The sequence below is a fragment of the Stenotrophomonas sp. PFBMAA-4 genome, assembly GCF_030053215.1.
GTDB lineage: Bacteria > Pseudomonadota > Gammaproteobacteria > Xanthomonadales > Xanthomonadaceae > Stenotrophomonas.
The window spans coordinates 236212-260699 of sequence record NZ_JASGBW010000002.1 but is presented as its reverse complement, the minus strand read 5'-3'; the positions used below and the strand labels follow the sequence as shown (position 1 = coordinate 260699).

26 protein-coding genes and 1 pseudogene are annotated in these 24488 nt (G+C 69.6%); 9 read left to right on the top strand and 18 right to left on the bottom strand.

Annotated features, from left to right (window positions below):
• The first annotated feature begins 246 nt into the window (after positions 1–246).
• From QMZ26_RS02510 to QMZ26_RS02500, 3 genes are read left to right on the top strand one after another with little or no spacing between them, the layout of a single operon-like run.
• Positions 247–816, top strand: a complete 570-nt coding sequence (locus tag QMZ26_RS02510; protein WP_079224108.1) for a DUF1190 domain-containing protein — start codon at positions 247–249, stop codon at positions 814–816.
• Positions 817–823: 7 nt separating this feature from the next.
• Entirely contained in the window at positions 824–2002 is a 1179-nt protein-coding gene (locus QMZ26_RS02505; protein WP_283220465.1) for a glutathionylspermidine synthase family protein, read from the top strand.
• Positions 2002–2661, top strand: coding sequence for a hypothetical protein (locus QMZ26_RS02500; protein ID WP_283220464.1), 660 nt, complete (start codon positions 2002–2004; stop codon positions 2659–2661). Before QMZ26_RS02505 ends, QMZ26_RS02500 begins: the two co-directional genes overlap by 1 nt.
• A gap of 88 nt (positions 2662–2749) precedes the next feature.
• Here QMZ26_RS02500 and QMZ26_RS02495 read toward each other — a convergent pair whose 3' ends face one another.
• From QMZ26_RS02495 to QMZ26_RS02450, 10 genes and pseudogenes are all read right to left on the bottom strand, one after another.
• Entirely contained in the window at positions 2750–4048 is a 1299-nt protein-coding gene (locus QMZ26_RS02495; protein ID WP_079224103.1) for a DUF58 domain-containing protein, read from the bottom strand.
• Positions 4045–5031 carry a MoxR family ATPase gene (locus tag QMZ26_RS02490; RefSeq protein ID WP_079224102.1) on the bottom strand — a complete coding sequence of 329 codons (987 nt, stop codon included), beginning with the start codon at positions 5029–5031 and terminating at the stop codon, positions 4045–4047. Before QMZ26_RS02490 ends, QMZ26_RS02495 begins: the two co-directional genes overlap by 4 nt.
• Positions 5028–6218 (bottom strand): DUF4350 domain-containing protein, encoded by a 1191-nt coding sequence (locus QMZ26_RS02485; RefSeq protein WP_283220463.1) that lies wholly within the window; start codon positions 6216–6218, stop codon positions 5028–5030. Before QMZ26_RS02485 ends, QMZ26_RS02490 begins: the two co-directional genes overlap by 4 nt.
• Entirely contained in the window at positions 6215–7756 is a 1542-nt protein-coding gene (locus tag QMZ26_RS02480; protein ID WP_283220489.1) for a DUF4129 domain-containing protein, read from the bottom strand. The genes QMZ26_RS02485 and QMZ26_RS02480 overlap by 4 nt, the downstream gene beginning before the upstream one ends.
• Positions 7746–8738: a stage II sporulation protein M gene (locus QMZ26_RS02475; protein ID WP_283220462.1), complete on the bottom strand. Its 993-nt coding sequence runs from the start codon at positions 8736–8738 to the stop codon at positions 7746–7748. The genes QMZ26_RS02480 and QMZ26_RS02475 overlap by 11 nt, the downstream gene beginning before the upstream one ends.
• Positions 8735–9424 (bottom strand): RDD family protein, encoded by a 690-nt coding sequence (locus tag QMZ26_RS02470; RefSeq protein ID WP_283220461.1) that lies wholly within the window; start codon positions 9422–9424, stop codon positions 8735–8737. Before QMZ26_RS02470 ends, QMZ26_RS02475 begins: the two co-directional genes overlap by 4 nt.
• Before the next feature lie 123 nt (positions 9425–9547).
• Positions 9548–10078 (bottom strand): gamma carbonic anhydrase family protein, encoded by a 531-nt coding sequence (locus QMZ26_RS02465; protein ID WP_079224098.1) that lies wholly within the window; start codon positions 10076–10078, stop codon positions 9548–9550.
• Positions 10079–10199: 121 nt separating this feature from the next.
• A pseudogene (locus QMZ26_RS02460) lies at positions 10200–10376 on the bottom strand (nucleotidyltransferase domain-containing protein); the annotation flags it as partial.
• Positions 10377–10525: 149 nt separating this feature from the next.
• A complete protein-coding gene (gene mnmG / locus QMZ26_RS02455) occupies positions 10526–12415 on the bottom strand; it encodes a tRNA uridine-5-carboxymethylaminomethyl(34) synthesis enzyme MnmG (protein ID WP_079224090.1) in 1890 nt (629 codons plus the stop codon).
• Positions 12416–13047: 632 nt separating this feature from the next.
• A complete protein-coding gene (locus QMZ26_RS02450) occupies positions 13048–13554 on the bottom strand; it encodes a hypothetical protein (protein ID WP_079224088.1) in 507 nt (168 codons plus the stop codon).
• A 158-nt stretch (positions 13555–13712) separates the two neighbouring features.
• Here QMZ26_RS02450 and QMZ26_RS02445 point away from each other — a divergent pair, with 158 nt between their 5' ends.
• Complete coding sequence (locus QMZ26_RS02445) at positions 13713–14675, top strand: pyridoxal-phosphate dependent enzyme (protein ID WP_079224086.1); 963 nt, start codon at positions 13713–13715, stop codon at positions 14673–14675.
• Entirely contained in the window at positions 14660–15304 is a 645-nt protein-coding gene (locus tag QMZ26_RS02440; RefSeq protein ID WP_174208739.1) for a YdcF family protein, read from the top strand. Before QMZ26_RS02445 ends, QMZ26_RS02440 begins: the two co-directional genes overlap by 16 nt.
• Positions 15305–15416: 112 nt before the next feature.
• Here the strand turns inward: QMZ26_RS02440 and bioC are convergent, their stop codons facing one another.
• The 5 genes from bioC to bioB form a co-directional block, all read right to left on the bottom strand.
• On the bottom strand, positions 15417–16301 hold the full coding sequence (gene bioC, locus QMZ26_RS02435) for a malonyl-ACP O-methyltransferase BioC (protein WP_283220460.1): 885 nt from the start codon (positions 16299–16301) through the stop codon (positions 15417–15419).
• 12 nt (positions 16302–16313) lie between these two features.
• Positions 16314–17093 carry an SDR family oxidoreductase gene (locus QMZ26_RS02430; RefSeq protein WP_283220459.1) on the bottom strand — a complete coding sequence of 260 codons (780 nt, stop codon included), beginning with the start codon at positions 17091–17093 and terminating at the stop codon, positions 16314–16316.
• A gap of 29 nt (positions 17094–17122) precedes the next feature.
• On the bottom strand, positions 17123–17902 hold the full coding sequence (bioH, locus tag QMZ26_RS02425) for a pimeloyl-ACP methyl ester esterase BioH (RefSeq protein WP_283220458.1): 780 nt from the start codon (positions 17900–17902) through the stop codon (positions 17123–17125).
• Between the two features lie 19 nt (positions 17903–17921).
• Positions 17922–19145: an 8-amino-7-oxononanoate synthase gene (gene bioF / locus QMZ26_RS02420; RefSeq protein WP_283220457.1), complete on the bottom strand. Its 1224-nt coding sequence runs from the start codon at positions 19143–19145 to the stop codon at positions 17922–17924.
• 79 nt (positions 19146–19224) lie between these two features.
• Entirely contained in the window at positions 19225–20268 is a 1044-nt protein-coding gene (gene bioB, locus QMZ26_RS02415; protein ID WP_283220456.1) for a biotin synthase BioB, read from the bottom strand.
• A 141-nt stretch (positions 20269–20409) separates the two neighbouring features.
• Here bioB and QMZ26_RS02410 point away from each other — a divergent pair, with 141 nt between their 5' ends.
• The 3 genes from QMZ26_RS02410 to QMZ26_RS02400 are packed head-to-tail and all read left to right on the top strand — an operon-like array spanning position 20410 to position 21853.
• Positions 20410–20955 carry a CbrC family protein gene (locus tag QMZ26_RS02410; RefSeq protein ID WP_283220455.1) on the top strand — a complete coding sequence of 182 codons (546 nt, stop codon included), beginning with the start codon at positions 20410–20412 and terminating at the stop codon, positions 20953–20955.
• Positions 20956–20964: 9 nt separating this feature from the next.
• Positions 20965–21300, top strand: a complete 336-nt coding sequence (locus QMZ26_RS02405; protein WP_283220454.1) for a hypothetical protein — start codon at positions 20965–20967, stop codon at positions 21298–21300.
• A 4-nt stretch (positions 21301–21304) separates the two neighbouring features.
• Complete coding sequence (locus QMZ26_RS02400; protein ID WP_283220453.1) at positions 21305–21853, top strand: HAD family hydrolase; 549 nt, start codon at positions 21305–21307, stop codon at positions 21851–21853.
• Between the two features lie 44 nt (positions 21854–21897).
• On the opposite strand, the gene QMZ26_RS02395 is transcribed toward QMZ26_RS02400, so the two are convergent.
• The gene (locus QMZ26_RS02395) at positions 21898–22647 is read right to left on the bottom strand and encodes a glucose 1-dehydrogenase (RefSeq protein ID WP_079224072.1); all 750 of its coding nucleotides are present in this window, start codon (positions 22645–22647) and stop codon (positions 21898–21900) included.
• A gap of 125 nt (positions 22648–22772) precedes the next feature.
• Between QMZ26_RS02395 and QMZ26_RS02390 the strand changes: the two genes are divergently transcribed.
• Positions 22773–23684 carry a LysR family transcriptional regulator gene (locus tag QMZ26_RS02390; RefSeq protein ID WP_283220452.1) on the top strand — a complete coding sequence of 304 codons (912 nt, stop codon included), beginning with the start codon at positions 22773–22775 and terminating at the stop codon, positions 23682–23684.
• On the opposite strand, the gene QMZ26_RS02385 is transcribed toward QMZ26_RS02390, so the two are convergent.
• Positions 23681–24265 carry a DNA-3-methyladenine glycosylase gene (locus QMZ26_RS02385; RefSeq protein WP_283220451.1) on the bottom strand — a complete coding sequence of 195 codons (585 nt, stop codon included), beginning with the start codon at positions 24263–24265 and terminating at the stop codon, positions 23681–23683. The genes QMZ26_RS02390 and QMZ26_RS02385 overlap by 4 nt on opposite strands.
• A gap of 61 nt (positions 24266–24326) precedes the next feature.
• On the bottom strand, positions 24327–24485 hold the full coding sequence (locus QMZ26_RS02380) for a hypothetical protein (protein ID WP_159095080.1): 159 nt from the start codon (positions 24483–24485) through the stop codon (positions 24327–24329).
• Positions 24486–24488 lie beyond the last annotated feature (3 nt).

Sequence of the window (24488 nt, the reverse complement as noted above, 5' to 3'; positions counted from 1 at the left end):
TTTTCGGTTGCTGCTGCAACCACCTTCGCCGCTTGCAGCGGTAGCGCCGGGCCATGCCCGGCGGCCTTGAAATACCCGCATGTGGCCGCTGCGCTCGCCGGGCATGGCCCGGCGCTACCTGGGGCCGCATCCTGTCCCTGCAAGTGAAAATGAAATTCCGTTCATCTTTCCTATTTTGCCGATTCCGGTTGTTGGCCCGGATTTGGCATCATTGGGGGAATTGATCCGATTCCGAGGCATGACGCCATGAAGCGTTCCCGCACCACCGCGCTGCTGTTGATGAGCGCTGCACCCCTGCTGTTCACCGCCTGCCAGAAGGAAGAGCAGGTGCAGGTGCAGGAAGGCCTGTACACCTCGGTGCAGGCCTGTACCGAGGCGACGGGCGACCCGTCCTCGTGCCGCAACGCCTTTGCCGAGGCGCAGCAGAAGGCCGCCGATGCGGCGCCGAAGTACGCCAGCAAGGAAGCCTGTGAGCAGGACTACAAGCCCGAGCAGTGCGTGCAGCAGCACACCTCGGCCGGTACCTCGTTCATCGGCCCGATGATGATGGGCTTCTTCATGTCGCAGATGCTGAGCAACCGCGGTGGCCTCGCCCCGCAGGCGCCGGCGTCGGCCCCGGCCTACCAGGACAAGAACGCCGGCTGGGCGCGTCCGGCCCCGGGCGGCACCGGTGGCATGAACACCGCCAGCGGCATCGGCGCGGGCAAGGCCGGCCTGGCCCCGGTCAGCAGCGAGCCGAACCGCGCCGTCACCGCCAGCCGCAGTGGCTTCGGCAGCACCAGCGCCCGCCGCAGCGGCGGCAGCTTCGGCGGCTGATCGACCCATGCAGCGAATTCGCATTGCCGAGCGCGCCCAGTGGCGGGCGCGCGCGGAGGAAGCCGGTTTCCGCTTCCATACCATCGATGGCCAGCCGTACTGGGATGAAAGCGCGTATTACGCCTTCACCCTGCGCCAGATCGAGGTGGACATCGAAGACCCCAGCGCCGAGCTGCACCAGATGGCGCTGGACCTGGTGGGCGATGTCATCGCCAGCGAGCGCCTGATGGACCAGCTGGCGATCCCCGCGCAGTACCGCGACTGGATCGCCGAAAGCTGGCGCCAGCGCCAGCCGCACCTGTACGGGCGCTTGGACCTGGCCTATGACGGCACCGGCCCGGCCAAGCTGTACGAACTGAACTACGACACGCCGACCTCGCTGTTCGAGGCCAGCTTCTTCCAGTGGCAGTGGCTGGAGGACCAGCGCAATGCCGGCCGCCTGCCGCAGCACGCCGACCAGTTCAACGGCATGCACGAGGCCCTGGTCGAGCGCTTCGGCGAACTGGCCGTGCGCCTGCCGCCGCCGCTGTATTTCAGCGCCGTGGGCAGTTCGGACGAGGACCGTGGCACGGTCGATTACCTGCGTGACTGCGCGGCCCAGGCCGGCCTGCAGGGCGAGGCGATCGCCATCGAGGATATCGGCCTGTCCGAGGATGGCCGCTTCACCGCGCTGGACGACACGGTGATCGGCACGCTGTTCAAGCTGTACCCGCTGGAAGACCTGATGGCCGAGGAATTCGGCCGCGCGCTGCCCGGCTCGGGCATCCAGCTGCTGGAACCGGCGTGGAAGGCGGTGCTGAGCAACAAGGGCATCCTGCCGCTGCTGTGGCAGCGCAACGTGGGCCACCCGAACCTGCTGGAAGCGCACTTCGATGATGGCAGCGCGCTGGCCTCGGGCTGGGTGCGCAAGCCGCTGTTCTCGCGCGAAGGCGCCAACATCGAGATGCACCTGGCCGATGGCAGCACCCAGCGCAGCGACGGCCCGTACGAAGGCCCGGCGATCATCCAGCGCGCGCACCCGCTGACCCGCTTCGAAGGCGGTTATCCGCTGATCGGCAGCTGGGTGATTGGTGACCACGCCTGCGGCATCGGCATCCGCGAGGACGACAGCGCGATCACCCGCGACAGTGCGCGCTTCGTGCCGCACGCGATCGTGGACGAGGCGCCGACGCGGATCTACGTCTGATGGGGGTGCGGCGCGACCGCACCCCGCGGCTTGCCGCGCCGCCGGGTCGCCATCGGGATGATGGCCATGCCCTGTGGCGCTATGCCGACCGGGTGGCGGTGCGCTGCCACCGCTGTGATACGCCTGGCTGGGTGATCGGCCCCACCGACTCGCGGCGCTTCCGTTGCCTGGGGTGCAGCGAAGCACTGGATGGCGGTTGCGGCTGCGGTCGCTGCAGGCCCAGTGCCTGGGTGGGGCCGGTGCGCTACAGCGGCTACCGGCCGTGTGGCTACTGCGGCCACAAGTGGGTAAGCGCTGAAGTGCACCGTGCACGCGCGACGGCGCCGCTGCGGACGCTGGCGGCGGATTGCAGCCAGTGCGGCCGCAGCAGTGAGGTGGACGTGACCCTGTCGCGGTGGCGTGGCAACGAAGCCATCGACCCCGATTTCGGCCTGCCGCTGCGGTTGGTGGAGAAGACCGCTGCCGGTCTGCTGTGGGCGTACAACGCCGAGCACCTGCAGGCGCTGCACGACTACGCCACGGCCACGCTGCGCGAAGGCAGCGGGCATCATCGCTCGATGTTCTCGCGCCTGCCGCAGTGGATGAAACTGGCCCGCAACCGGGTGCTGCTGCAGCGCGCGGTGGAGCGGTTGCAGCGGCGGTTGCTGGGCGAACGCTGACACTGCAGCCGAGCATGGGCTCGGCTCTACGGGAATCCGGCTGTCTGTAGAGCCGAGCCCATGCTCGGCTCCGGCCCGGCGCTACCGGTCAGAGCAGGCCTTCGCGCTTCACTGCCAGATACCGTTCCACCAGCGCGGCGGGCAGGGCGTCGGCGGTCACGTCCAGCACCATCACCTTCTCGCTGCGCAGGGCTTCATGCGCCTTCGCGCGCTGCTGCAGGTACAGCGCGGCAGCACCGGCCTGGGCGGCGTCTTCCAGCGTGTGCACCTCGCCATCCAGCGCGGTGTCCAGTTCGCGTTCGCGCAGGCTGGCCACGCACACCAGGTGGCGGCGCTGCAGCAGGCGCACCGCGGCCAGCAGGTCTTCGATGTCTTCGTCGCGCACGTTGCTGACCAGCATCACCAGCGCGCGCCGGCGCTGGCGCAGCGAGACTTCGGTGGCGGCGGCCAGGTAATCGGTGGCCACGGCCTGCGGCTGCAGGTCGTAGCTGGCGCGCAGCAGGTGTTCCACCGTGCCCATGCCACGCTGTGGCGCCACCCAGCGGCGTTCACCGCCCACCGCGAACAGGCCGGCGGCATCGCCCTGGCGCAACGCCAGGTAGGCCACCACCAGCGATGCGTTCAAGGCATGGTCGAAGTGCGAAAGACCGCCTTCGCTGGCCAGCATGCGCCGGCCGCTGTCGAGCATCAGCAGCAGTTGCTGGTTCTTCTCGTCCTGGTACTCGCGCGAGATCAGCTTGCGCGCGCGCGCGGTCGCCTTCCAGTCGAGCTGGCGCAGGCTGTCACCGATGCGGTACTCGCGCATCTGGTGGAAATCGGTGCCTTCGCCGCGCCGCCGCTTCACGTGTGCGCCCACCAGCCGCGACGCCTGGTCGGCACTGAACAACGCGAAGCGGGTAAGCGGCACGAAGTTCGGGTAGACCCGCACTTCCAGCGCCGGCGGCAGCGTGCGCTGCTGCCACCACAACCGCCACGGCGAGCGGATGCGTACGTCCACGCCGTCGAACTGGAAGCGCCCGCGCTGCTGCGGCTGCACCTGGTAGTGCAGGGTGCTGGCGTGGCCGGCGCGCAGCTGCAGGCGCTGCGGCAGCGCTTCCAGCGGCCAGCCGCCGGGCACGCGATCAAACACTTCCACCCGCATCGGCTGCTCGGCGAACAGGCGCAGGCCGATCTCGCGGCGCACGCCCAGCGCCAGCGCTTCGGGTACCTGGCGCTGCACCTGTGGCGAAGCACGCCGCCACTGCCGCCACAGGTCGGCCAGCGCCAGCACAGCCACCACGGCACCGCCCACGGCCCAGCTCCAGCGCGGCAGCAGCCCGCCCAGCACCAGGCCGCCCAGCACGGCCCAGGCGGCCAGCAGCACCAGCAGCAGCGGCGCAGGCCTCATCGGCGCGGCGCTTCCACCTTGGCCAGCAGGGCACCCAGCACGTCGTCCGGGCCCTGCCCTTCGATCTGCAGTTCCGGCGCCAGTGCGATGCGGTGGCGCAGCGCCGGCCGTGCGATGTCGCGCACGTCGTCGGGGGTGACGAAATCACGGCCGGCCAGCACGGCCTGCGCACGCGACGCACGCACCAGCGCGATGCTGCCGCGCGGGCCGGCGCCGACGGCGATGCCCGGCCAAGAACGGGTGGCGGCCACGATCCGCACCGCATAGTCGATCACTTCGTCATCGACGGTGATGGCGGCGGTGGCCTGCTGCAGCGCCAGCAGTTCGCCGGCGCCGAGCACGCGCGGCACCTGGCTGAGGTCGAAATCGCTGGCGGCGCGGCCCAGGGTGATGGCCGTGACCATGCGCTTCTCATCGTCCAGCTGCGGGTAGTCGATCAGCACCTTCAGCAGGAAGCGGTCCAGCTGCGCTTCCGGCAGCGGGTAGGTGCCTTCCTGTTCCAGCGGGTTCTGCGTGGCCAGGGCCATGAACGGCGGTGCCAGGGTGAAGGCCTTGCCTTCGATGGTCACCTGGCCTTCCTGCATCACTTCCAGCAGCGCCGACTGGGTCTTGGCCGGGGCGCGGTTGATCTCGTCGGCCAGCAGCAGGTTGGTGAATACCGGGCCGCGGCGGATCTTGAAGCTCTCGCTCTTGGGGTCGTACACCGCGTGGCCGCTGACATCGCTGGGCATCAGGTCGGGGGTGAACTGCACGCGCCCGTAGTCCAGTTCCATGGCCTGTGCCAGCGCACGCACCAGCAGGGTCTTGCCCAGCCCGGGCACGCCTTCGATGAGTACGTGGCCACCGGCCAGCAGCGCCACCATGATCTGGTCGAGCACGTCGGCCTGGCCGATGAAGGCGCGGCCGACGGCATCGCGGATGGCGTCGACGCGTTCGATCAGGCGGGCGGCAGCGGCCGCCGGAAGCTCAGGTGCATCGGTCATAGCAGGGATCTCATCTGGAGCAGCAAGCGGATGCGCTCGCGCAGGGCGGAGGAATCGTGCGGCGAAGGAGCGGTGAGGGCGGTGGCCACGCGGCTGGCCGGCCACTGCAGTACCTCGGCGATGGCCTGGTCGCGGGCAGCGCCATCCAGCGCGGCCGCCACCGGCGCGCGCAGGCGCAGGCGATGCAGGAACAGCGCCTGCACCGCGTGGTACAGCTGCGTGCCATGGCCGAAGCGCATCAGCAGCTCGCCGCTGGCACGCACGTGTTCCAGCAGCGAACGGCGCTCGACCACGGGCGAGGGCAGCACGCTGCCCAGGCGCTGCGCGCGCGCCCACAGCCAGCCCAGCAGGCCCAGCAGCAGCGGAATCCACACCGGCCACCCCTGCAGCACGATGCGCGCCAACAGCGTCGGCGGGCGGCTGCCGTAGACCAGCCACACCGTGCCGCGCCCGTAGTTGGGGTCCAGCAGGTAGCGGGTCAGGTCGCGGTGGGACAGATCGTGCAGGCCATCGCGCTGCGGCGTGTCCTTGGCCGTCGCGCGCTTGCGCGGCAGCGTATTGGTGCCCGCGCCCAGCATGAAATCCATGTCGGCCAGCACATCGATGCGGCCCTGGCCATGGCGCAGGCGGGCGAAGGCGAGGCCTTCTTCATTGCCCCAGCGGCGCTCGGCCGCGGCGCTGGCCTGGAAGCCGAGGCTGAAGCGGCGGCCCCCGCAGAATTCCACGTGGCTGGGATCATCCACCACGTGGAAGGGCTGGCAGTCGTTGCCATGGAACAGGCTTTCCACGCCGATGCGATCCAGCAGCGGGCCCTGGGTGGTGCTGGGCTTGTCCACGTCCGGCGGCTGCGTGCGCAGCAGCAGGTGGCCGCCCCGCCCGACCCAGTCCAGCAGCGCCTGCGCGGTGCCCGGCGGCATTTCGCGGGTGTCCTGCAGCAGCACCACGGTGTCGGTGTTGCCCAGGGGCATCTTTGCCAGCTGCAGGCGTTGCCGCGACTGCACCTCGATGCCATCGGCGCGCAGCGCCTGGCCCAGCACGTACAGCGGGTTGTAGCTGGCTTCGCCGCGTGGCGGCAGCACCACGGTTTCGGTCACCTTCTCGTGCGTGCGCAGGAACAGGATGGCCAACGGCACGCCCAGCAGCACCAGCAGGCCGAGCAGCAGGGCCCAGAAAACGCGCGGGCTCATGCCTTCCACCCGAACTGCTGGCGCAGGGTCGCGGCCAGTCCATCGAACTCATCGCGCGTGGGCAGGCGGCCGCCATACGCGGCGTACTGCCACGTGCGCACGATGCGCGCGAACAGGTCGCGGTCCGCCGGCTGCGGCATCCGCCGCGAGGCGCGCAGGCACTGCGCTTCGGTGGCACCGGGGGGCAGGACGTTGCCGGTGCGCTCGACCAGGGTGCGCACGCTGGCGCGGTACAGCAGGGCCAGCGCCTGGCGCGGGCGTCCCTGGTCCCACAGCAGGCCGGCCTGGGTGGCTACATCCGGCGGCAGCACCACCGGCACGTCCACGGCTTCTTCCTGCACGCGCGGTGCGTCCTTCGCCTTGCGCCGGCCGGCGCCGCGCAGCCACGGCCACCACAGACGCGCGGTCAGCAGCAGCACCAGCACCACCAGGCCAAGCAGGCCCCACAGGCCCCATTCGGCCACGCGTGCCAGCAGTTTCAGCGTGCGCTTGCGTTCGCCCGCTCCGCTGCTGGCGGCGTCATCCTTGCTGTTGTCCTTTTTGGCGTCTTTCTTCTTTTCGGCGTCCTCGATCGGCTTCCACTCGGTCACCTGGCGCAGTGGGCGCTGCAGGGGATCCTCGTAGGCACGGTTCACCGCCTGGCGGAAGCCAGCCGTGTCGACTGGTTCCTCGCCGAAGACGCCGGCGGCGGTGTTGGCAGGATCATTGGCGGCATCCTGCGCATGCGCCGGGGCCAGCGGCAGCGCCAGGCAAATCAGCAGGGCCAGCGTGGATGCCGCCGGCAGCAGCCGCTCGCGCAGCCGGCGCAGGGCGATCTCCACGTCCCACGCTTCCATCTGCGTGCGCCGGTTGAGGTACAGGCCGAAGCCGGCGCCGACGTAGAACGGGCCGATCAGTGCGGCGCTGAGCCAGCCCAGCAGGTTCAGCAGCAGATCGGCCCACGGCGGGGTTTCAACGCTCAGCATCGCCCACGCTGCGCGCCACGAATCGGGCAGCAGTTCCAGCGGGATGAACATGAAGACCGCAGCGATCGCGCCCAGCACCAGCACCATCTCGAAGGCCACGCAGACCAGCGCCAGGATGATGGCCGGACCGGCGGCACCTGCCGCCACCGCGCGCCGTCGCGGCCCGCGCTGCGCCGGGGCGTTGCCTTCCAGCAGGTTGACCGGCAGGCACAGGCTGCGCAGCAGGCTGAAACGGCGCCAGCCCAGGTAGCCCCAGAACCCGGTGCCGCCCCAGTGCCGTTGCGCGGCCAGTGCCGCGCGGGCGCCCACCTGCTCGCCGAAGATGCCACGCGACAGCACGTACAGCGGCGCGCGCTCGAACAGCGGCTTGCACCACCACATCGCCAGCGATGCCCAGGCGAAGCCGTCCAGCCACCAGGCCAGCGCGTTGAACAGCACGAACAGCGGCGCACTGGCCAGCAGCCAGCTGCCCCACACCGCGCGTGCATGGCGGCGGGTCAGGGCCGTGCCCAGTTCCATGGCTTCCCAGCTGCTGCGCGCGCGCAGGGCCACGTTCAGGTGGTCAATCCGCACGTTCACCCCCGCGACCGCCACGCCACAGCCACAGCAGCACGCCGGCCCACAGCACGCCGGCCACGCTGTACTTGGCCCACGCCGGGATCTGGGCGATCGATGACCAGAATGCTTCCACGAAGGCCGCCAGCAGCAGCATGAAGGCCACGCCCAGGCACAGGCGCGCACCGATGCGGCCGCCTTCCACCAGCGCGTCCATGCGGCGGCGGCGGCCGGGCGCGAGCAGTTTCATGCCCAGCTGCAGGCCGGCGCCGCCAGCGATGACGATGGCGGTCAGCTCGAAGGCGGCATGGCCGACCACGAAGCGCCAGAACGGATCGCCGTGGCCGATCTGCTGCAGGTGGCCCGCCACCGCGCCCATGATGACGCCGTTGAACAGCAGCACCAGCAGCGTGCCCAGCCCGGCCAGCAGGCCGCTGGCGAAGGTGCGCAGGGCGATGCTGATGTTGTTCATGATGTAGTAGCCGAACATCATCCAGTCGGTGCCGCTGTCACGCCCCAGGCGGTCGGACGCCGGGTCGTACATGCGTTCCATCTCGGCGATCTGGCTGTTGTCCATCAGCAGGTGCACGCTGTCCGGGTACAGCTGCACCACCACGAAGCAGGCCAGCGCCGGCACCGCGAACATCGCCAGCGCCACCCACATGCTGCGTGCCTGGCTGCGCACCAGCATCGGGAAGTCGGCCACCAGGAATTCCAGTGCCCGCCGCCAGCGCACCGGCGGCGTGCGGTACAGCACGCTGTGGCCCTGCTGCATCAACTGCTGCAGGCGCTGCACCAGCTGCGGGCTGTAGCCGCGCTCGCGGGCCAGCGCCAGCTGCTGGCACAGGCGCCGGTAGCGCTGGGGGAAGGCAACATCACCGGGATCACCGGCGTCGGGCCTGCGCCGCTTGCGGCGCGAGGCGCCCGCGCGCTGCTGCAGCCACTGCTCCAGTTGCTGCCATTCCTGCTGGTGGCGGGCGACGAACTGTTCCTGCTTCATCGGCGGCCCAGCAGCCAGTTGGCCATCGCATACAGGCGCAGCACGCCCACCTGGCCGGACGCGCCGGTCAGCGGCTCGGCGATGCCCGCCAGTTCCTGCTGGCGGCCCGGCGACAGGCGCGGCGCGCGCTCGGCAAAGGCCATCACGGCGGCCTGTTCCTGCGGGCGCAGGGGCTGCGGCGGTACCAGCACGCTGTCGATGGTGGCCGGCGGCTGCAGGTAGCGCATCGGATCGTGCACCACCACGGTGCCGGCCACCAGGTCGCCGAGGCGGCGCCCGTAAGGATCGAACAGGCTGCTGAGCAGGCCCAGGGCATAACCGAACGGCAGCATGTCCACGGTGCGCAGCAGGTTGCGGGTGATCGAGGCCATCCAGCCCACCGGTGCGCCATCGCGCGACAGCACGCGCAGGCCGAGCGCGCGCTTGCCCAGGGTGCGGCCCCACAGCGCCTCGCAGACGATGGGGTAGGCCCACATCAGCAGGAACATCGCGGCCATGTAGATGCCACGGCCGAATTCATCGAGCAGGGCCAGCGGAATGGACAGCACCACCAGCGCGCCGAAGCGGATGCCCAGGTCGACCAGCCAGGCCAGCGCACGCGGCATCGGCCCGGCGGTGGGCAACTGCAGCGGCACGCCTTCCGGCGTTACCACCTCGCGGTAGGTATCGAGCATGGGCGCGGCCATCAGTGCGATGGCCGCGGATGTGGGCGCTGGAGTCCTCTCCGGCGTGCTGCCACAGGCATGGGGGTCTCGACGGTTCCTGGTCGGGCCCCGACTTTAGCAGAGCGCCGTGGCCGGCGAAGCGCCTCAGCCCAGGTATTCGTCCTTCAACCGCACGTAATGGTCGGCCGAGTAATGCAGCGACTCGATTTCCTTGTCGCTGAGCGTGCGTGCCGGACGCGCCGGGTTGCCCACCCACAGCTCGCCCTCGCCGACCACCTTGCCCGGGCCGACCACCGCACCGGCGCCGACGAAGGCATGGCGCTCGACACGTGCGCCGTCGAGGATGCACGCGCCCATGCCGATGAGGCTGTAATCGCCAATGGTGCAGGCGTGGATGATGCAGCCGTGGCCGACGGTCACGCCTTCGCCGATCAGGGTCGGGTAGCCGGCCTTGTTGTACGGGCTGTGGTGGCTGACGTGGATGATGGTGCCGTCCTGCACGTTGGTGCGCGCGCCGATGCGGACGAAATTGACGTCGCCGCGGATGACGGTGCCCGGCCAGATGGAGACATCGTCGGCCAGTTCCACGTCACCGATGAGGGTGCAGGCCGGGTCGACGTATACGCGCTCGCCGAGGACGGGCATCTTGTCGCGGAAAGGGCGCAGGGGGTTCATCGGTGTCTCCAGGTGGGGCGATTGCGACGATGATACGCGGCCAATCCATCGGTAGCGCCGGGCCATGCCCGGCGGATGTTCGCGTGCCGCTGCGCTCGCCGGGCATGGCCCGGCGCTACGCCTATGCCGGCGCGTGCGCCGCCAGCATCTGCCGGAACAGGCCGTCCAGCCAGGCAGCGTCACCGTGGCCGGCAGGCAGTTGCGGCCCCTCGGTGCGCGCGGCCAGCGTGGCGTCGATGTGATCGCTGATGGCCGCAATGCGCGGGCCGGCGGCGACTTCGGCACTGGCACGCTTGACCACGCGTCGGGCCTGCTCGACTGTAACGCACGCGTGGTCCACGCATGCGTGTCGACCAAGCCAGAGCCGGTAGCGCCGGGCCATGCCCGGCGGATGTTCGCGTGCCGCTGCGCTCGCCGGGCATGGCCCGGCGCTACCGCAGATGCGCGTTACGCGACGCGGCCGCGACGGGCGCGTTCCAGGTGCACCAGCAGCAGCGAGATTGCTGCCGGGGTCATGCCGGGGATGCGCTGTGCCTGGCCGATGGTCTGCGGGCGCACGCGTTCCAGCTTCTGCAGCACTTCGGCCGACAACCCACGCACGCTGGCGTAGTCGAAGCCTTCGGCGATGGGCGTGGCTTCGTGGCGCTGCTGGCGTTCGATCTCGTCGCGCTGGCGGTCCAGGTAGCCGGCGTACTTCACGCCGATCTCGACCTGCTCGGCCACCTTGCCATCGGCCACGGCCGGGCCCAGCGACGGCACCTGCATCAGCTGCGCGTAATCCAGCTCCGGACGCTTGATCAGGTCCAGCACGTTGGTTTCGCGGCTGACCGCCACGCCCAGCGTTTCCTGCACTTCGCGGCCCAGCGCATTGGCCGGCGTCGCCCACAGCGCACCCAGTCGTGCGCGCTCGGCGGCGACGGCGGCCTGCTTGGTTTCGAAGGCGCTCCAGCGGCGATCATCCACCAGGCCCATCGCGCGGCCGGCCGGGGTCAGGCGCTGGTCGGCGTTGTCCTCGCGCAGCTGCAGGCGGTACTCGGCGCGGCTGGTGAACATGCGGTACGGCTCATTGGTGCCGTGGGTGATCAGGTCATCGACCAGCACGCCCAGATACGCTTCGTCGCGGCGCGGGCACCAGCCGTCCAGCCCGCGCACCTGGCGGGCGGCGTTGAGGCCGGCCAGCAGGCCCTGTGCGGCGGCCTCTTCATAGCCGGTGGTGCCGTTGATCTGGCCGGCGAAGAACAGGCCGTTGACCAGCTTGGTTTCCAGCGAGGCCTTCAGGCCGCGCGGGTCGAAGAAGTCGTACTCGATGGCATAGCCGGGGCGGGTGATGTGCGCGTTCTGGAAACCGCGGATGCTGCGCACCATCTCCAGCTGCACGTCGAACGGCAGCGAGGTGGAGATGCCGTTGGGGTAGATCTCGACGATGCCCAGGCCCTCGGGCTCGACGAAGATCTGGTGGCTGGCCTTCTCGGCGAAGCGCACCACCTTGTCCTCGATGGAGGGGCAGTAGCGCGGGCCGATGCCCTCGATCTGGCCGCTGTACAGCGGCGAGCGGTGCAGCGCGTCGCGGATGATCTGGTGGGTCTGTTCGGTGGTGTGGGTGATCCAGCAGCTGACCTGCTGCGGATGCTCGTCCACCGAGCCGAGGAAGGACATCACCGGGCGCGGCGTGTCGCCGGGCTGCTCGTCCATCACGCTGTAATCCAGCGAGCGGCCGTCGATGCGCGGCGGCGTGCCGGTCTTCAGGCGGTCGACCTGGAACGGGCGCTCGCGCAGGCGCGCGGCCAGCGTGGTGGCCGGCGGGTCGCCCATGCGGCCCGCGGCGTACTGGGTTGGCCCGACGTGGATCTTGCCGGCCAGGAAGGTGCCGGCGGTCAGCACCACGGCGTCGGCATCGAAGCGCAGGCCGGTCTGGGTGATGACCCCGCGCACGGCGTCGCCTTCGATGACCAGGTCATCGACGGCAGCCTGGAACACGGTCAGGTTGGCCTGGCCTTCGACGATGGCGCGGATCGCCATGCGGTACAGGTTGCGGTCGGCCTGGCAGCGGGTGGCGCGCACGGCCGGGCCCTTGGAGGCGTTGAGCGTGCGCCACTGGATGCCGGCCCGGTCGGCGGCATGCGCCATCGCGCCGCCCAGGGCGTCGATTTCCTTGACCAGGTGGCCCTTGCCGATACCGCCGATGGCCGGGTTGCAGCTCATCGCGCCCACGGTTTCGATGTTGTGGGTCAGCAGCAGGGTGCGCACGCCGGTGCGGGCCGCGGCCAGCGCGGCCTCGGTGCCGGCGTGGCCACCGCCGATGACGATGACGTCGTAACGATGGAAGGACTGGGTCATGGGGGCAGGTCAACAAGGGACGGGCGCGGCCGGGGGCGGCGCCGGGGTGGCGATTTTAGCGCCATTCGGAGGGGGGCGACGGGCCCGGATCGGGTACGGGATGAAATCCGCCCTAAAGTTGGCAGGATTTTTGCAGATAACCCAATAGCACCCATCGTGGCTGGCGCCGTAGGCGCCGTTGACCGGAATTGGAACAGGGGCCGGTACAGGCGCACGGTGGGGAAGCGGGGGGCCGGCAGTCGGGGGACTGTCCGGCCCTGTTTTTTTGGCGGTTTGCCGGGAAAGCCCATCCACGCATGGCGTGGATCTACCAAGGCGGGCGGTTTGCCGGAAGAGCCCATCCACGCATGGCGTGGATCTACTGACGCCAAAAACAGACGGCCCCGCATTGCGGGGCCGTCTGCTTTCAGAGGTGCCGACATCCGACAGGGCCGGAACAGGGGGGATCCAGATGTTCCTGTCGGATATCGACGTAGAGCTGTTTGGGACCGGCCCTTAACACTTTCGTCACTTTGTGACGCGGGCCGTCACCACCGGCGTAGATTGCGGCCTGAACCGGATGAAATGCAAGATGTTTCAGGGCCCAACTGTGCGCTGCGTCGCACGATTCATGTTTCGCTACGGGGAACCGTTCATCGTTCCATGTTTCGCCACGGGGAACCGTTCGACCTCGGCGCACGCGGTGCCGGTGCCGGACGTGACTGCGGTGGTGCAGACGGACGAGCCTGGGGCGGCGCGGACGGACGCGCCTGGGCCGGCCTGCCGGCCTGCGGCGGGCGACGCATCGAGTCCATGTTGCGCCAGGGCGAACCACCGTTGTTCTGGCGCGGCGGCGGCGGCGGACGGTTCTCGCCACCGTTGCCCGGGCGCGGCGGCGGACGGTGGTTGTGGTGCGGCGGCCGGTAGATCGGGCGCGAGTAATAGGGGTTGCCGTAGTAGCCATAGCCGTAACCACCACCGCCGTAGCCACCGTAATACGGGTAGCCATAGGTGGACGGGTAGCCATACGGATAGCGGTACTCCGTCGACGGGGCACCGTGGTAGTAACTGCCACCGCCGCCACCGCCGACATAGTCGTAGGTGGAACAGCCGGTGAGGGCCAGCAACAGGCCACCGGCAAGCAACAGGCGCGTTTTCATGTGGGTCCCCCCAAGGACGGGTGTAGGGCCAGCTTCGTGCGTGGGTATTGAATCGCCCCTTAACTGTGCCGGCCCAGGATGAATGGCGGTGAAGGCCAGCATGCTGGCACGGCAAGGTGCGTGGCCGCCAGCGTCGGGGCATACGTTAATCTTGCGTCATGAGCGATCCACTGTTGCCCCGCGCCGAAGATGTCCTGGCCGCCGCCGCGCGGATCGCGCCGCATGCCCATGTCACCCCGGTCCTGCGCTCACACACGCTGGATGCGCTGGCCGGGGCACAACTGGCGTTCAAGGCCGAGCACCTGCAGCGGGGCGGCGCGTTCAAGTTCCGTGGGGCCTGCAACGCGGTGTGGTCGCTGGACGCCGAGCGCGCCGCGGCGGGCGTGGTCACCCATTCCTCCGGCAACCATGGCGCGGCGCTGGCCCTGGCTGCCCGCACCCGCGGCATCCCGTGCCACGTGGTGGTGCCCGAAGGGGCGGTGGCCGCCAAGCTGGCCAACATCGCCCGCCATGGCGCCACCCTGTGGCGCTGCCCGCCGACCATCGCCGACCGTGAGGCCACCTGCGCCCGGGTGCAGGCCGATACCGGTGCGACCCTGGTCCATCCCTATGCCAACCCGGCGGTGATGGCCGGGCAGGGCACCGCGGCACTGGAGCTGCTGCACAGCGACGGCCCGTTCGACGTGCTGGTGGTGCCGGTGGGCGGCGGTGGCCTGGCCAGCGGCACTGCCCTGGCCCTGCAGCACGCCAGCCCGCAGACCCGCCTGGTGCTGGCCGAGCCGGCCGGCGCTGATGACACGGCGCGTTCGCTGGCTGCCGGGCAGCGGATGACCGATTTCACCCCCGACACCTTCTGCGATGGCCTGCGCACCCTGATCGGCGCGCCGAACTTCCAGCTGCTGCAGGCGGCCGGTGCCGAGGTGATCGTGGTGGACGATGACGCCACCCGTGCGGCGATGCGCCTGCTGTGGGAGGTACTGAAGCAGGTGGTGGAACCGTCCTCGGCCATCGTGCTGGCGGCGGTGCTGGCCCAGCCGGCGCGGTTTGCCGGCCAGCGCGTGGGCTTGGTCCTGTCCGGCGGCAACGTCGATCTGCCAGCGCTGCGCTGGGAGGCGGCGTGAGCCGCGGCCGTCATCGACCGCGCACCGGCCTGCTGGGCTGGCTGTGGCGCCTGTTCGTGCTGGTGCTGGTGTGGCTGCTGGGCGTGACCGCCTGGATCGTCTGGGTGGGTGAGCGTGACCAGGCCGCCAAGGCCGACGCGATCATCGTGCTGGGTGCAGCGGCCTACGATGCCAAGCCCTCACCGGTGTTCGAAGAACGCATCCGCCATGGCCTGGACCTGTACCAGGCCGGCTATGCGCCGTTGCTGATCTTTACCGGTGGCTACGGCGGCACGGGCGCACGCTTTTCCGAATCGCAGGTGGCACGGCGCTATGCGCTGAAGCACGGGGTGCCCGATGACGCCATCCTGATCGAGACCGCCTCGCGCAACACCGTGCAGAACCTGGTGGAAGCCAAGCGGCTGATGGAGCAGCGCAAGCTGCACACGGTCATCATCGTCAGCGACCCGCTGCACATGGCCCGCGCGCTGCGCCTGAGCCAGGCGCTGGGCATCGATGCGCTGGCCTCGTCCACGCCGAGCACGCGCTTCCGCAGCTTCCACACCAGCTGGCGTTTCCTGGTGCAGGAAATCTATTTCTTCCACCGCGACCTGGTGCGCCCGCCGTTGAGTTCGACGGCCAATACCTGAGCGGCTGCCGCTGCGCTCGCCGGGCGTGGCCCGGCGCTACCCATATCGCGCGCCCGGCGCGGCCCATTCGCGCACCCGGTAGCGCCGGGCCATGCCCGGCGGCGGCTTTTGATCAGGGCTGCTTGCGGCGGATCGGGATGGCCGACACCGGCACCGAGGCGATGTCATGCCCGCCCTCGCGGATCGGCGCGCCCGGGTCCGGCGCCCAGGCGTGAGCATAGATCACTTCCCAGCTGCTGGGCAGCTTGCCGTCGGCACGCCGCATGGGTTCGTACGCTGCTGCAGCGGCGGCAAAACGGCCGCGACCGGTCAACGTGTGGCGGCGGTCCACCCGCGCATTGGTCGCGCCCATCGCACGCAGCTCGCGCATCAGCGCCGGCAGGTCGTCGTAGGTCAGGGTGAACAGGTCACGGTCCAGCACCGGGTCGCGGAAGCCGGCCATCATCAGCGCATCGCCGAACTGGGCGATCTGCGCGAAACGGCTGACGTGCGGGCGGTCATCGGCGGCAGCGAACGCCTCGTTGAGTTCAACCAGCGTTTCCGGGCCGAAGGTGGAGCACAGCAGCAGGCCGCCGGGCTTGAGCACGCGACGGAAACCGGCGAAGACCGCCGGCAGGTCGTCCAGCCACTGCAGGCACAGGTTGCTGAAGATCACATCGACGCTGTTGTCGGCCAGCGGCAGCGCGGCCGCATCGCCGCACAGGCGCTGGAACGGCTTCCACCAGCCGGCCTGGCGCTTGGCCTGGTCCAGCATCGGCAGGGCCACGTCCATCGCGATCACCTGCGCCTTCGGCCAGCGCTTTTTCATCAGCGCGCTGGCGTGGCCGGTGCCGGCGCCGATGTCCAGCACCACCTCGGGCTTGCGTGATTCCAGGTAGTCCAGCGATTCGATCAGCCGCGACTGCACCTCGCGCTGCAGGGCAGCGGCGGCGTCGTAGCTGTTGGCGGCGCGGGCGAACGCGCGGCGGACGTGGCGGGCATCGAAGTGGGACGACATTGCGGAAGTCTCTTAGAACGTACCGGGGTAGGCGCCGCCGTCGATCAGCAGGTTCTGCCCGGTGAGGTAACCGGCCTGTGCGCTGCACAGGAAGGCGCAGGCGGCGCCGAATTCGTCCGGCGTGCCGAAGCGGCCGGCGGGGATCTGCTGGCGGCGCCGGTCGGCCACGGCCTGCACATCGCCATCCCCACCCGCGGCGTGGGCGAAGTTGGCGCGCAGGCGGTCGGTGTCGAACTGGCCGGGCAGCAGGTTGTTGATCGTGACGTTGTGGCCGACGGTGCGCCGCGCCAGGCCGGCGACGAAGCCGGTGAGGCCGCTGCGCGCGCCGTTGGACAGCGCCAGCGTGTCGATCGGTGCCTTCACCGAGGACGAGGTGATGTTGACGATGCGGCCGAAGCCGCGCGCGATCATCGCGTCCACCGTGGCGCGGATCAGCGCGATCGGCGCCAGCATGTTGGCATCCAGCGCGGCGATCCAGTCGTCGCGCTCGAACGTGCGGAAATCGCCCGGCGGCGGGCCACCGGCATTGGTCACCAGGATGTCGACCTGCGGGCAGGCGGCCAGCGCCTGCGTGCGGCCGGCCTCGGTGGTGACATCGGCGGCAACCGTACGCACTTCGGCGGCACCGCGCAGGGCACGCAGTTCCTCAGCGGCAGACTGCAGGGCGGTTTCGCCACGGGCCACGATCACCACGTTCACGCCTTCAGCCACGAGGGCGCGTGCGCAGCCCAGGCCCAGGCCCTTGCTTGCGCCACAGACCAGTGCCCAGTGGCCGGAAATACCCAGATCCATGCGTCAACCCTGCGGAGTTCGGAAGGCGCTCATTGTCCGCCATCGGCCGGTGACAGGCCGGCAACGAAGTGTTGCAGGGCGGCGGCCACCTCGTCGGCGTGGCCGAGGAAGGGCGCATGGCCGCCGTGGGCGACGGTGAGTGCCTGCGCACCCGGCGCCAGTGCGGCGGCGGCCTGCATCGCGGTGGGGGACACCAGACGGTCGCGCTGGCCGGCAATCCACAGGCTGGGCTTGCCCAGCGCCGGCAGGGCGCCGCGCAGGTCGGTGCCTTCCAGCAGGCGCAGGCCTTCCAGCAGGGCGCGCTCGCTGGGGGCGCCGCGCTCGACCAGGCGCTGGCGCAGGGTGCGCAGCTCCTCGCGGGCGTGCGCCGAGCCCATCACGTCCAGCGCCAGGAAGCGTTCCAGCGTGCCGCCGAAGTCCGTGGCCAGGTCGCGGCCGAACTGCTCGAACACGGCCGGTTCCACCGCATGTGGCCAGTCTTCGCCACGCACGAAGCGCGGCGTGGCGGCGATCATCGCCAGCCCCCGCACCTTCGGCAGGGTGGCTGCCGCATGCAGGGCAAACAGCCCGCCCAGCGACCAGCCACACCACACCGCCGGTGGCGTGGCGGCGGCAATGGCGTTGACCACGTGCGGCAGGCGCAGCGGGGTGCTGTCGTCGCGGCTGTGGCCATGGCCGGGCAGATCGACCACGTGCAGGGTGAAACGGTCGGCCAGGCGCTGCACCAGCGGCGCGAACACGCCGCCCTGCAGGGCCCAGCCATGGATCAGAACCAGGTCCGGCCCGTGGCCGGTGACGTCGATATGCATGGGGTACGACGGGCGCGTGTCAGGCCAGCGCCGGCAGCGCAGGCGGCAACAGTTCGTGCGGCGCCGAGGCGATGCGATCGCGCGCCACGGCGATCGCTTCGACCAGCTCGCGCACCTGCTCGGGCGTATGCAGCGCCGACAGGGTGACGCGCAGCCGCGCCTTGCCTTCGGGTACCGTCGGCGGGCGGATGGCACCGACCAGCCAGCCGGCCTGTTCCAGCGCCTGCGACATCGCCACGGCGGTGTGGTCATCGCCACACAGCAGCGGCTGGATCGGGGTTTCCGAGGCCATCAGGTCGAGCCCGTGGCGGCGCGCTTCGCCGCGGAACTGGGCGATCAGGTCGGCCAGCTTGGCCCGGCGCCAATGGTCGCGGCGGGCCAGCCGCACCGCTTCCAGTGCCGAGGCTGCCAGGGCCGGCGGCAGGGCCGTGGTGTAGATGTAGGGGCGTGCGGTTTCGGCCAGATGCTCGACCAGATCCTCGCGGCCGAGCACCAGCGCACCGGCGCTGCCCAGCGCCTTGCCCAGGGTGACCAGCTGCAGCGGCACGTCGTCCACGCCCAGGCCTGCGGTCGCGACGGCACCACGGCCATCGCCGAGCACGCCCACGCCATGCGCGTCGTCCACGTAGAACAGTGCCTGCTGCAGGCGCGCGACCAGTGACAAGGCACGCAGCGGCGCAACATCGCCGTCCATGCTGAAGACACCGTCGGTGGCCAGCATCGCCGCCCCCTCGGGTGCGTGCTTGAGCTGGCGCATCGCGCCTTCCGGGTCCAGGTGCGGGTAGCGGCGCAGGCGCGCACCGGCCAGGCGCGTGGCATCCAGCAGGCTGGCGTGGTTGAGCTTGTCCTGCACGCAGACGTCGTTCTCTTCGCTCAGCAGCGCCTGCTGCACCGCCAGGTTGGCGGCGAAACCACTGCCGAACAGCAGCGCACGCGGATAGCCCAGCCACTCGGCCACTTCGCGTTCCAGTGCGTCATGCAGTGCGTGATGGCCGCAGACCAGGTGCGAGGCACCGGCGCCGGTGCCATCGCGCGCGGCGGCGTCCTGCAGCGCGTTGACCACGCTGAACTGCTGGGCCAGGCCCAGGTAGTCGTTACTGCAGAATCCGGTCAGCCAGCGCCCGTCGATTTCCAGGCGCACGCCATCACGACGGGTGACCGTGCGCCGCGGGCGGCGACGGCCTTGTGCATCGCGCAACGCGCGCTGGGCTTGGAGGCGGGCGGTCAGGTCGGGGCGGGCCATGCTGGCTTCAGGCGACGACGGGGCGGCTAGGGTAGCGCGTTGCCGCCACGCCTGCTCGACGCCCCGATCACGCGGCGTGTCACGCGGCGTGGGCGCAGCCACAGCCGGGGCCATCGGCACTGATATCGGCATGCACGGTACCGCCATGGTCGTGGCCGTCGGTGTCCACCTGCACGGTCATCGGCTGCAGGCCCAGGCGCGCGAACAGGGCAAGGTCGCGCTCGCTTTCCGGGTTGCCGGTGGTCAGCAGTTTCTCGCCGTAGAAGATCGAGTTGGCACCGGCCAGGAAACACAGCGCCTGCAGCTCGTCGCTCATCGCCTCGCGACCCGCTGACAGCCGCACCATCGAGCGTGGCATCGCAATGCGCGCCACCGCGATCATGCGCACGAACTCGAACGGGTCCAGTTCCGCGCTGCCATGCAGCGGGGTACCGGCCACCTGCACCAGCTTGTTGATCGGCACCGAATCGGGATGCGCCGGCAGCGTGGCCAGCGCCAGCAGCAGGCCGATGCGGTGTGCGCGCGTTTCGCCCATGCCGACGATGCCGCCGCAGCAGGTTTTCAACCCGGCATCGCGCACGTGGCCGAGCGTGTCCAGGCGGTCCTGGTACTGGCGGGTGTGGATGATCGAATCGTAGTAATCCGGCGCGGTGTCCAGATTGTGGTTGTAGTAGTCCAGCCCGGCATCCTTCAATGCGCGTGCCTGCTCGCCCGTGAGCATGCCGAGCGTGGCGCAGGTTTCCAGGCCGAGTGCCTTCACCCCGGCGATCATCGCGGCCACCTTGGGGATGTCGCGGTCCTTGGGCGAGCGCCACGCTGCACCCATGCAGAAGCGCGATGCACCGGCCGCCTTCGCCTGGCGCGCCTTGGCCAGCACCGCGTCGGTGTCCATCAGTTTCTGCGCGCTTACACCGGTGCTGTAGCGCTGCGCCTGCGGGCAGTAAGCGCAGTCCTCGGGGCAGCCGCCGGTCTTCACCGACAGCAGCGTGGATACCTGCACCTGCGCCGGATCGAAATGCGCGCGATGCACGCTGGCGGCGCGGAACAGCAGCTCCGGCAGGGGCAGGTCGAACAGCACCTGCAGTTCATCGTGCTGCCAGTCGTGGCGGATGGCAGAAGCCATGGCGGGACTCTGGGGAGTTGGAGCGAGGGCGGCAGTGTGGGTGGGTTGGCAATGGCTGTCAACGTACATTTAATAAAACAGGTTTACAGCATTCCGGCGCCGGCGTGCCGCTAGACTGGGCCGCCGAGCGAAGGAACTGCCATGGATCTGCCGCGCTTCACCTATCACCCCGACCCCGTCGCCACCGGCAGCGTGGTCGCCGCCGACACGCCCTGTGTCTGCTGCGGGCAGGCGCGCGGTTACGTCTATACCGGGCCGGTGTATGCCGAAGAGGAGTACGCGCAGCAGATCTGCCCGTGGTGCATTGCCGATGGCTCGGCACATGAGCGCCTGGGTGTCACCTTCAGCGACGAGGAAGGCGTGGGCGGTGGTGGCGAGTGGGATGAGGTCGGTGAGGACATCATCGACGAGATCGCGCAGCGCACCCCCGGTTTCAACGGCTGGCAGCAGGAACAGTGGTGGACGCACTGCGGGGATGCCGCGCAGTTCATCGGCCGCGCCGGCCGCGCCGAACTGGAAGCACACGGCAAGGATGCGGTGGTGGCGATCCAGGACAGCACCGGGCTGGACGACGGGCCGCAGTGGCAGCACTTCCTTGCCGCGTTGGACAAGGACGGATCACCGACGGCCTACCTGTTCTGCTGCAGGCACTGTGGCGTGGTGGGTGGTTACCAGGATTGCGACTGACGCGTACTGATGGAGCCCTTCGACGCCCGCGCCGGATGCTGGCAGCCAATCACCCGCGACGAACTCGATGCGTTGGTTGCTGCCCAGCTGGCCCGCTGCACACCTGACCAGCAGGCCGCCTTCGCTGCGCTGCGCGTGCCGTTCTACACGGTGCCGTTGCATCGCCTGGGTGCGGTCGAACCGGTCTGGGTCGTCGCCCATCTCGCTGACGGGTGGCTCTACTACGAAGACGTGGAAGAGGGGTTCGAGATGGGTGTTCCGGGTGAAGACGGTGCGCTGCCTGGGGGCGGTTGCAACCAGTTCGAGCTGACCCACATCCTGCGTCGCGCGGGATGCGTTGGATGAGCGCATGAGCAGGCGCGAGCGGAAGTTGCTGGTCCTGGATCTGGACGAAACCCTGGTGCATGCCAGTGCGTGCGAGCTGGATCGCCCGGCTGACGCGCGGGTGGTGGGTTACCACGTCTACAAGCGCCCCCACGTCGATGCCTTTCTCGACTTCGCGTTCGCGCACTTCGATGTGGGCGTGTGGACATCATCCGGCCAGCTGTATGCCGAGCCGCTGGTGGCCTGGTTGATGCCGGAGCGGACGCTCGAATTCCTGTGGTCATCACAGCGTTGCTCGATCGCGCGTGACTGGGTAACGGGTGGGCATTCCAGCCAGAAGCGGCTGTATAAACTGAAGCGGCTGGGGTTCTCGCTGGAAGAGATGATCGGCATCGACGACACGCCGGAGAAGTACGCGAAGAACTACGGCAACCTCGTGCAGGTGCAGGCGTTCATCGGCGACCTCGGTGACGACGAACTGCTGCATCTTCCGCATTACCTGGAACTGCTGCGGCAGGCCCCGAACATCCGGGCCGTGGAAAAGCGCCGCTGGCGCGAGCGCGTGCCGGCCTGAGCCGGCAGCGCTGATTCATCCGTGGCCGCACCGGCCACCGCGCATCACACCTGGGCCATGCCGCCATCGACAAAGAACTCGATGCCGTTGACGAAGCTGGCCGCATCCGAGGCCAGGAAGGCCACGGCATTGGCCACTTCCTGCGGTTCGCCGAGGCGGGCCAGCGGCACCTGCGCGGCAAGGTGATCGAACAGGCCCTGGCGAGCTTCGTCGGGCACCAGGTCGCCCAGGCCGGGGGTGCGGATCGGGCCGGGGCTGACCACGTTCACCCGGATGCGGCGTTCCTTCAGGTCCAGCGCCCACGAGCGGGCGAAGTTGCGCACCGCAGCCTTGCTGGCGCTGTACACGCTGAAATTGGCCGTGCCCTGGATCGAGACCGTCGAGCCGGTGAGGATGACCGAGGCCCCATCGACCAGCAGCGGCAGCGCCTTCTGCACGGTGAACAGCACGCCGCGCACGTTGGTGGCGAAGATGCGGTCGAAGTGTTCTTCGGTGATGGCGCCCAGCGGCAGCATGTCACCGCCACCGGCATTGGCGAACAGGATGTCCAGGCGGCCGGCCTGGCGGGCGATCTGCGCGTAGACCGCATCGAGGTCGCTGGGCTGCGCGGCATCGGCGCGGATGCCGGTGGCCTGCGTACCGATGGCGGCCACGGCGGCGTCCAGTTCAGGCTGGCGGCGGCCGGTGATGAAGACCTTGGCACCGAGGCTGGCCAGGTGCTGGGCGGTGGCCAGGCCGATGCCGGTGGTGCCGCCGGTGACGAGGGCGATCTTGCCGTTGAAATCAGTGCTCATGGTGTTCTCCTGTAAGGGCTGCCGGGGAGGGGTGGCAGCGGGTGGGAGAATGATGGGCGGCAGCGCGCTCTCGATAAATCATGCGCAATGACAATGACTATGCATGTGCGTGCATAATCAATCGCATGAACCAGCTCAATGCCATCCGTGCCTTCGCCCGCGTCGTCGAGGCAGGCAGCTTCACCCGCGCCGCCGATTCGCTGGACATGCCCACCACCTCGCTGAGCAAGCTGGTGCGCGAGCTGGAAACGCACCTGGGGGTGCGCCTGCTGCAGCGGACCACGCGGCGCGTAGCGGTGACCGCCGAGGGCCAGGCGTACTACGAGAAGGCCGGCCGCCTGCTGCGTGACCTGGAGGATGTCGACGCCTCCTTCAGCGCTGCACGCGGCGCACCCCGCGGCTTGCTGCGCGTGGACATCGGCGGCTCCACCGCGCGCGATGTGCTGATTCCCGTGCTGCCTGACTTCATGGCGCGCTACCCGGACATCCGCATCGAACTGGGCGTTTCAGACCGTGCGGTGAACCTGATCAGCGAGAACGTGGACTGCGTGATCCGCGGCGGTGCGCTGGATGATTCCTCGCTGGTGGCCCGTCACCTGGGTGATGCACACCTGGTGACCTGCGCCAGCCCGCGCTACCTGAAGGCGCATGGCATTCCCGCCTACCCCGAAGAGCTGCGCAACGGCCATCGGCTGGTCAGCTACCTGCTGCCGTCGAACGGCCGTGCGGTGCCGTTCCGGTTTCGCGGCGAAGAGGGTGCCTTCGAGATCAAGGCCGAGCACCGCATCGGCATCAACGAAAGCAACGCGCACCTGGCCGCCGCCATTGCAGGCATGGGCCTGGTGCAGACCTTCGGCTACGCGGCGGGCGCTGCGCTGCGCAGCAAGGCACTGGTGGAAGTGCTGCAGCCGTGGCGGCCGGCGCCGTACCCGTTCCACGTGGTGTACCCCAACAACCGGCACGTGACGCCGCGCCTGCGCGTGTTCATCGACTGGCTGGCGCAGGTGTTGCCGCCGTTGCTGGCAGGTGGGAGCTAGCGCTTGCGTGGCCGCACCGAGACATGCGGATGGTCCGGCACATGCCATCGCCATGGGAAATCGATTGCGCGGCTGATGCCGATGCGTGGCCCGACGACGGGTGATTCCGGCGGCGGCATGCCATCACAGACGATGACGATGCCACGGTCAGCGGCCACCAGATCGGCTCCATCCAGATCGCGGGTGATGCCGAGCGCCTGGGACAGCTTGCCGGGGCCGCTGGCCAGATCGCGTTCGCGCCTGGCGGCAGGCCGTGCCGCCTGCATGGCGCCCACCCCGGCGACCGGTTCGGCCGCCCGCAGCAGCACGCCCACCCCTTCGCCAACCTCGCCACAGACCGCGTTGCTGCCCCAGTGCATGCCGTAGGTGAAGTAGACATACAGGCGGCCGGCTTCGCCGAACATGGTGGCATTGCGGGCGGTCTGCCCCCGGTAGGAATGCGCGGCGGGGTCCTCGCTGCCTGCGTACGCCTCCACTTCCACGATGCGCGCAGCGCGACCGTCATCGCGCACGATCAGCTTGTTCAGCAGCGCGGGTGCCACCGCCGTGGGGTGGCGGCGATAGAAGTCGCGCGGCAGCACGTTCCAATGGTCCGGCAGCCAAGCCGGTACAACGGGTGCGCGGGGGGCGGATGCTGGCACGTCAGGGTTTGTCCTGCTCCTGCTGCATCCGGTCCGCCTCTTTCTGCAGGCCCGGGTCGTGGGTTTCGCCGTACTTCATGTACAGAATGAGGCTGGGCACGGCCATGGCGAGTGCCCCGATCACCAGGACAAGGATGATGATTCTGGTCCGCTTGTTCATACG

Coding starts and splice junctions, on each gene's coding strand:
- QMZ26_RS02510 (WP_079224108.1), top strand. CDS start 247: ATGAAGCGTTCCCGCACCACCGCGCTGCTGTTGATGAGCGCTGCACCC.
- QMZ26_RS02505 (WP_283220465.1), top strand. CDS start 824: ATGCAGCGAATTCGCATTGCCGAGCGCGCCCAGTGGCGGGCGCGCGCG.
- QMZ26_RS02500 (WP_283220464.1), top strand. CDS start 2,002: ATGGGGGTGCGGCGCGACCGCACCCCGCGGCTTGCCGCGCCGCCGGGT.
- QMZ26_RS02495 (WP_079224103.1), bottom strand. CDS start 4,048: ATGAGGCCTGCGCCGCTGCTGCTGGTGCTGCTGGCCGCCTGGGCCGTG.
- QMZ26_RS02490 (WP_079224102.1), bottom strand. CDS start 5,031: ATGACCGATGCACCTGAGCTTCCGGCGGCCGCTGCCGCCCGCCTGATC.
- QMZ26_RS02485 (WP_283220463.1), bottom strand. CDS start 6,218: ATGAGCCCGCGCGTTTTCTGGGCCCTGCTGCTCGGCCTGCTGGTGCTG.
- QMZ26_RS02475 (WP_283220462.1), bottom strand. CDS start 8,738: ATGAAGCAGGAACAGTTCGTCGCCCGCCACCAGCAGGAATGGCAGCAA.
- QMZ26_RS02470 (WP_283220461.1), bottom strand. CDS start 9,424: ATGGCCGCGCCCATGCTCGATACCTACCGCGAGGTGGTAACGCCGGAA.
- QMZ26_RS02465 (WP_079224098.1), bottom strand. CDS start 10,078: ATGAACCCCCTGCGCCCTTTCCGCGACAAGATGCCCGTCCTCGGCGAG.
- mnmG (WP_079224090.1), bottom strand. CDS start 12,415: ATGACCCAGTCCTTCCATCGTTACGACGTCATCGTCATCGGCGGTGGC.
- QMZ26_RS02450 (WP_079224088.1), bottom strand. CDS start 13,554: ATGAAAACGCGCCTGTTGCTTGCCGGTGGCCTGTTGCTGGCCCTCACC.
- QMZ26_RS02445 (WP_079224086.1), top strand. CDS start 13,713: ATGAGCGATCCACTGTTGCCCCGCGCCGAAGATGTCCTGGCCGCCGCC.
- bioC (WP_283220460.1), bottom strand. CDS start 16,301: ATGTCGTCCCACTTCGATGCCCGCCACGTCCGCCGCGCGTTCGCCCGC.
- QMZ26_RS02430 (WP_283220459.1), bottom strand. CDS start 17,093: ATGGATCTGGGTATTTCCGGCCACTGGGCACTGGTCTGTGGCGCAAGC.
- bioH (WP_283220458.1), bottom strand. CDS start 17,902: ATGCATATCGACGTCACCGGCCACGGGCCGGACCTGGTTCTGATCCAT.
- bioF (WP_283220457.1), bottom strand. CDS start 19,145: ATGGCCCGCCCCGACCTGACCGCCCGCCTCCAAGCCCAGCGCGCGTTG.
- bioB (WP_283220456.1), bottom strand. CDS start 20,268: ATGGCTTCTGCCATCCGCCACGACTGGCAGCACGATGAACTGCAGGTG.
- QMZ26_RS02410 (WP_283220455.1), top strand. CDS start 20,410: ATGGATCTGCCGCGCTTCACCTATCACCCCGACCCCGTCGCCACCGGC.
- QMZ26_RS02405 (WP_283220454.1), top strand. CDS start 20,965: ATGGAGCCCTTCGACGCCCGCGCCGGATGCTGGCAGCCAATCACCCGC.
- QMZ26_RS02400 (WP_283220453.1), top strand. CDS start 21,305: ATGAGCAGGCGCGAGCGGAAGTTGCTGGTCCTGGATCTGGACGAAACC.
- QMZ26_RS02395 (WP_079224072.1), bottom strand. CDS start 22,647: ATGAGCACTGATTTCAACGGCAAGATCGCCCTCGTCACCGGCGGCACC.
- QMZ26_RS02390 (WP_283220452.1), top strand. CDS start 22,773: ATGAACCAGCTCAATGCCATCCGTGCCTTCGCCCGCGTCGTCGAGGCA.
- QMZ26_RS02380 (WP_159095080.1), bottom strand. CDS start 24,485: ATGAACAAGCGGACCAGAATCATCATCCTTGTCCTGGTGATCGGGGCA.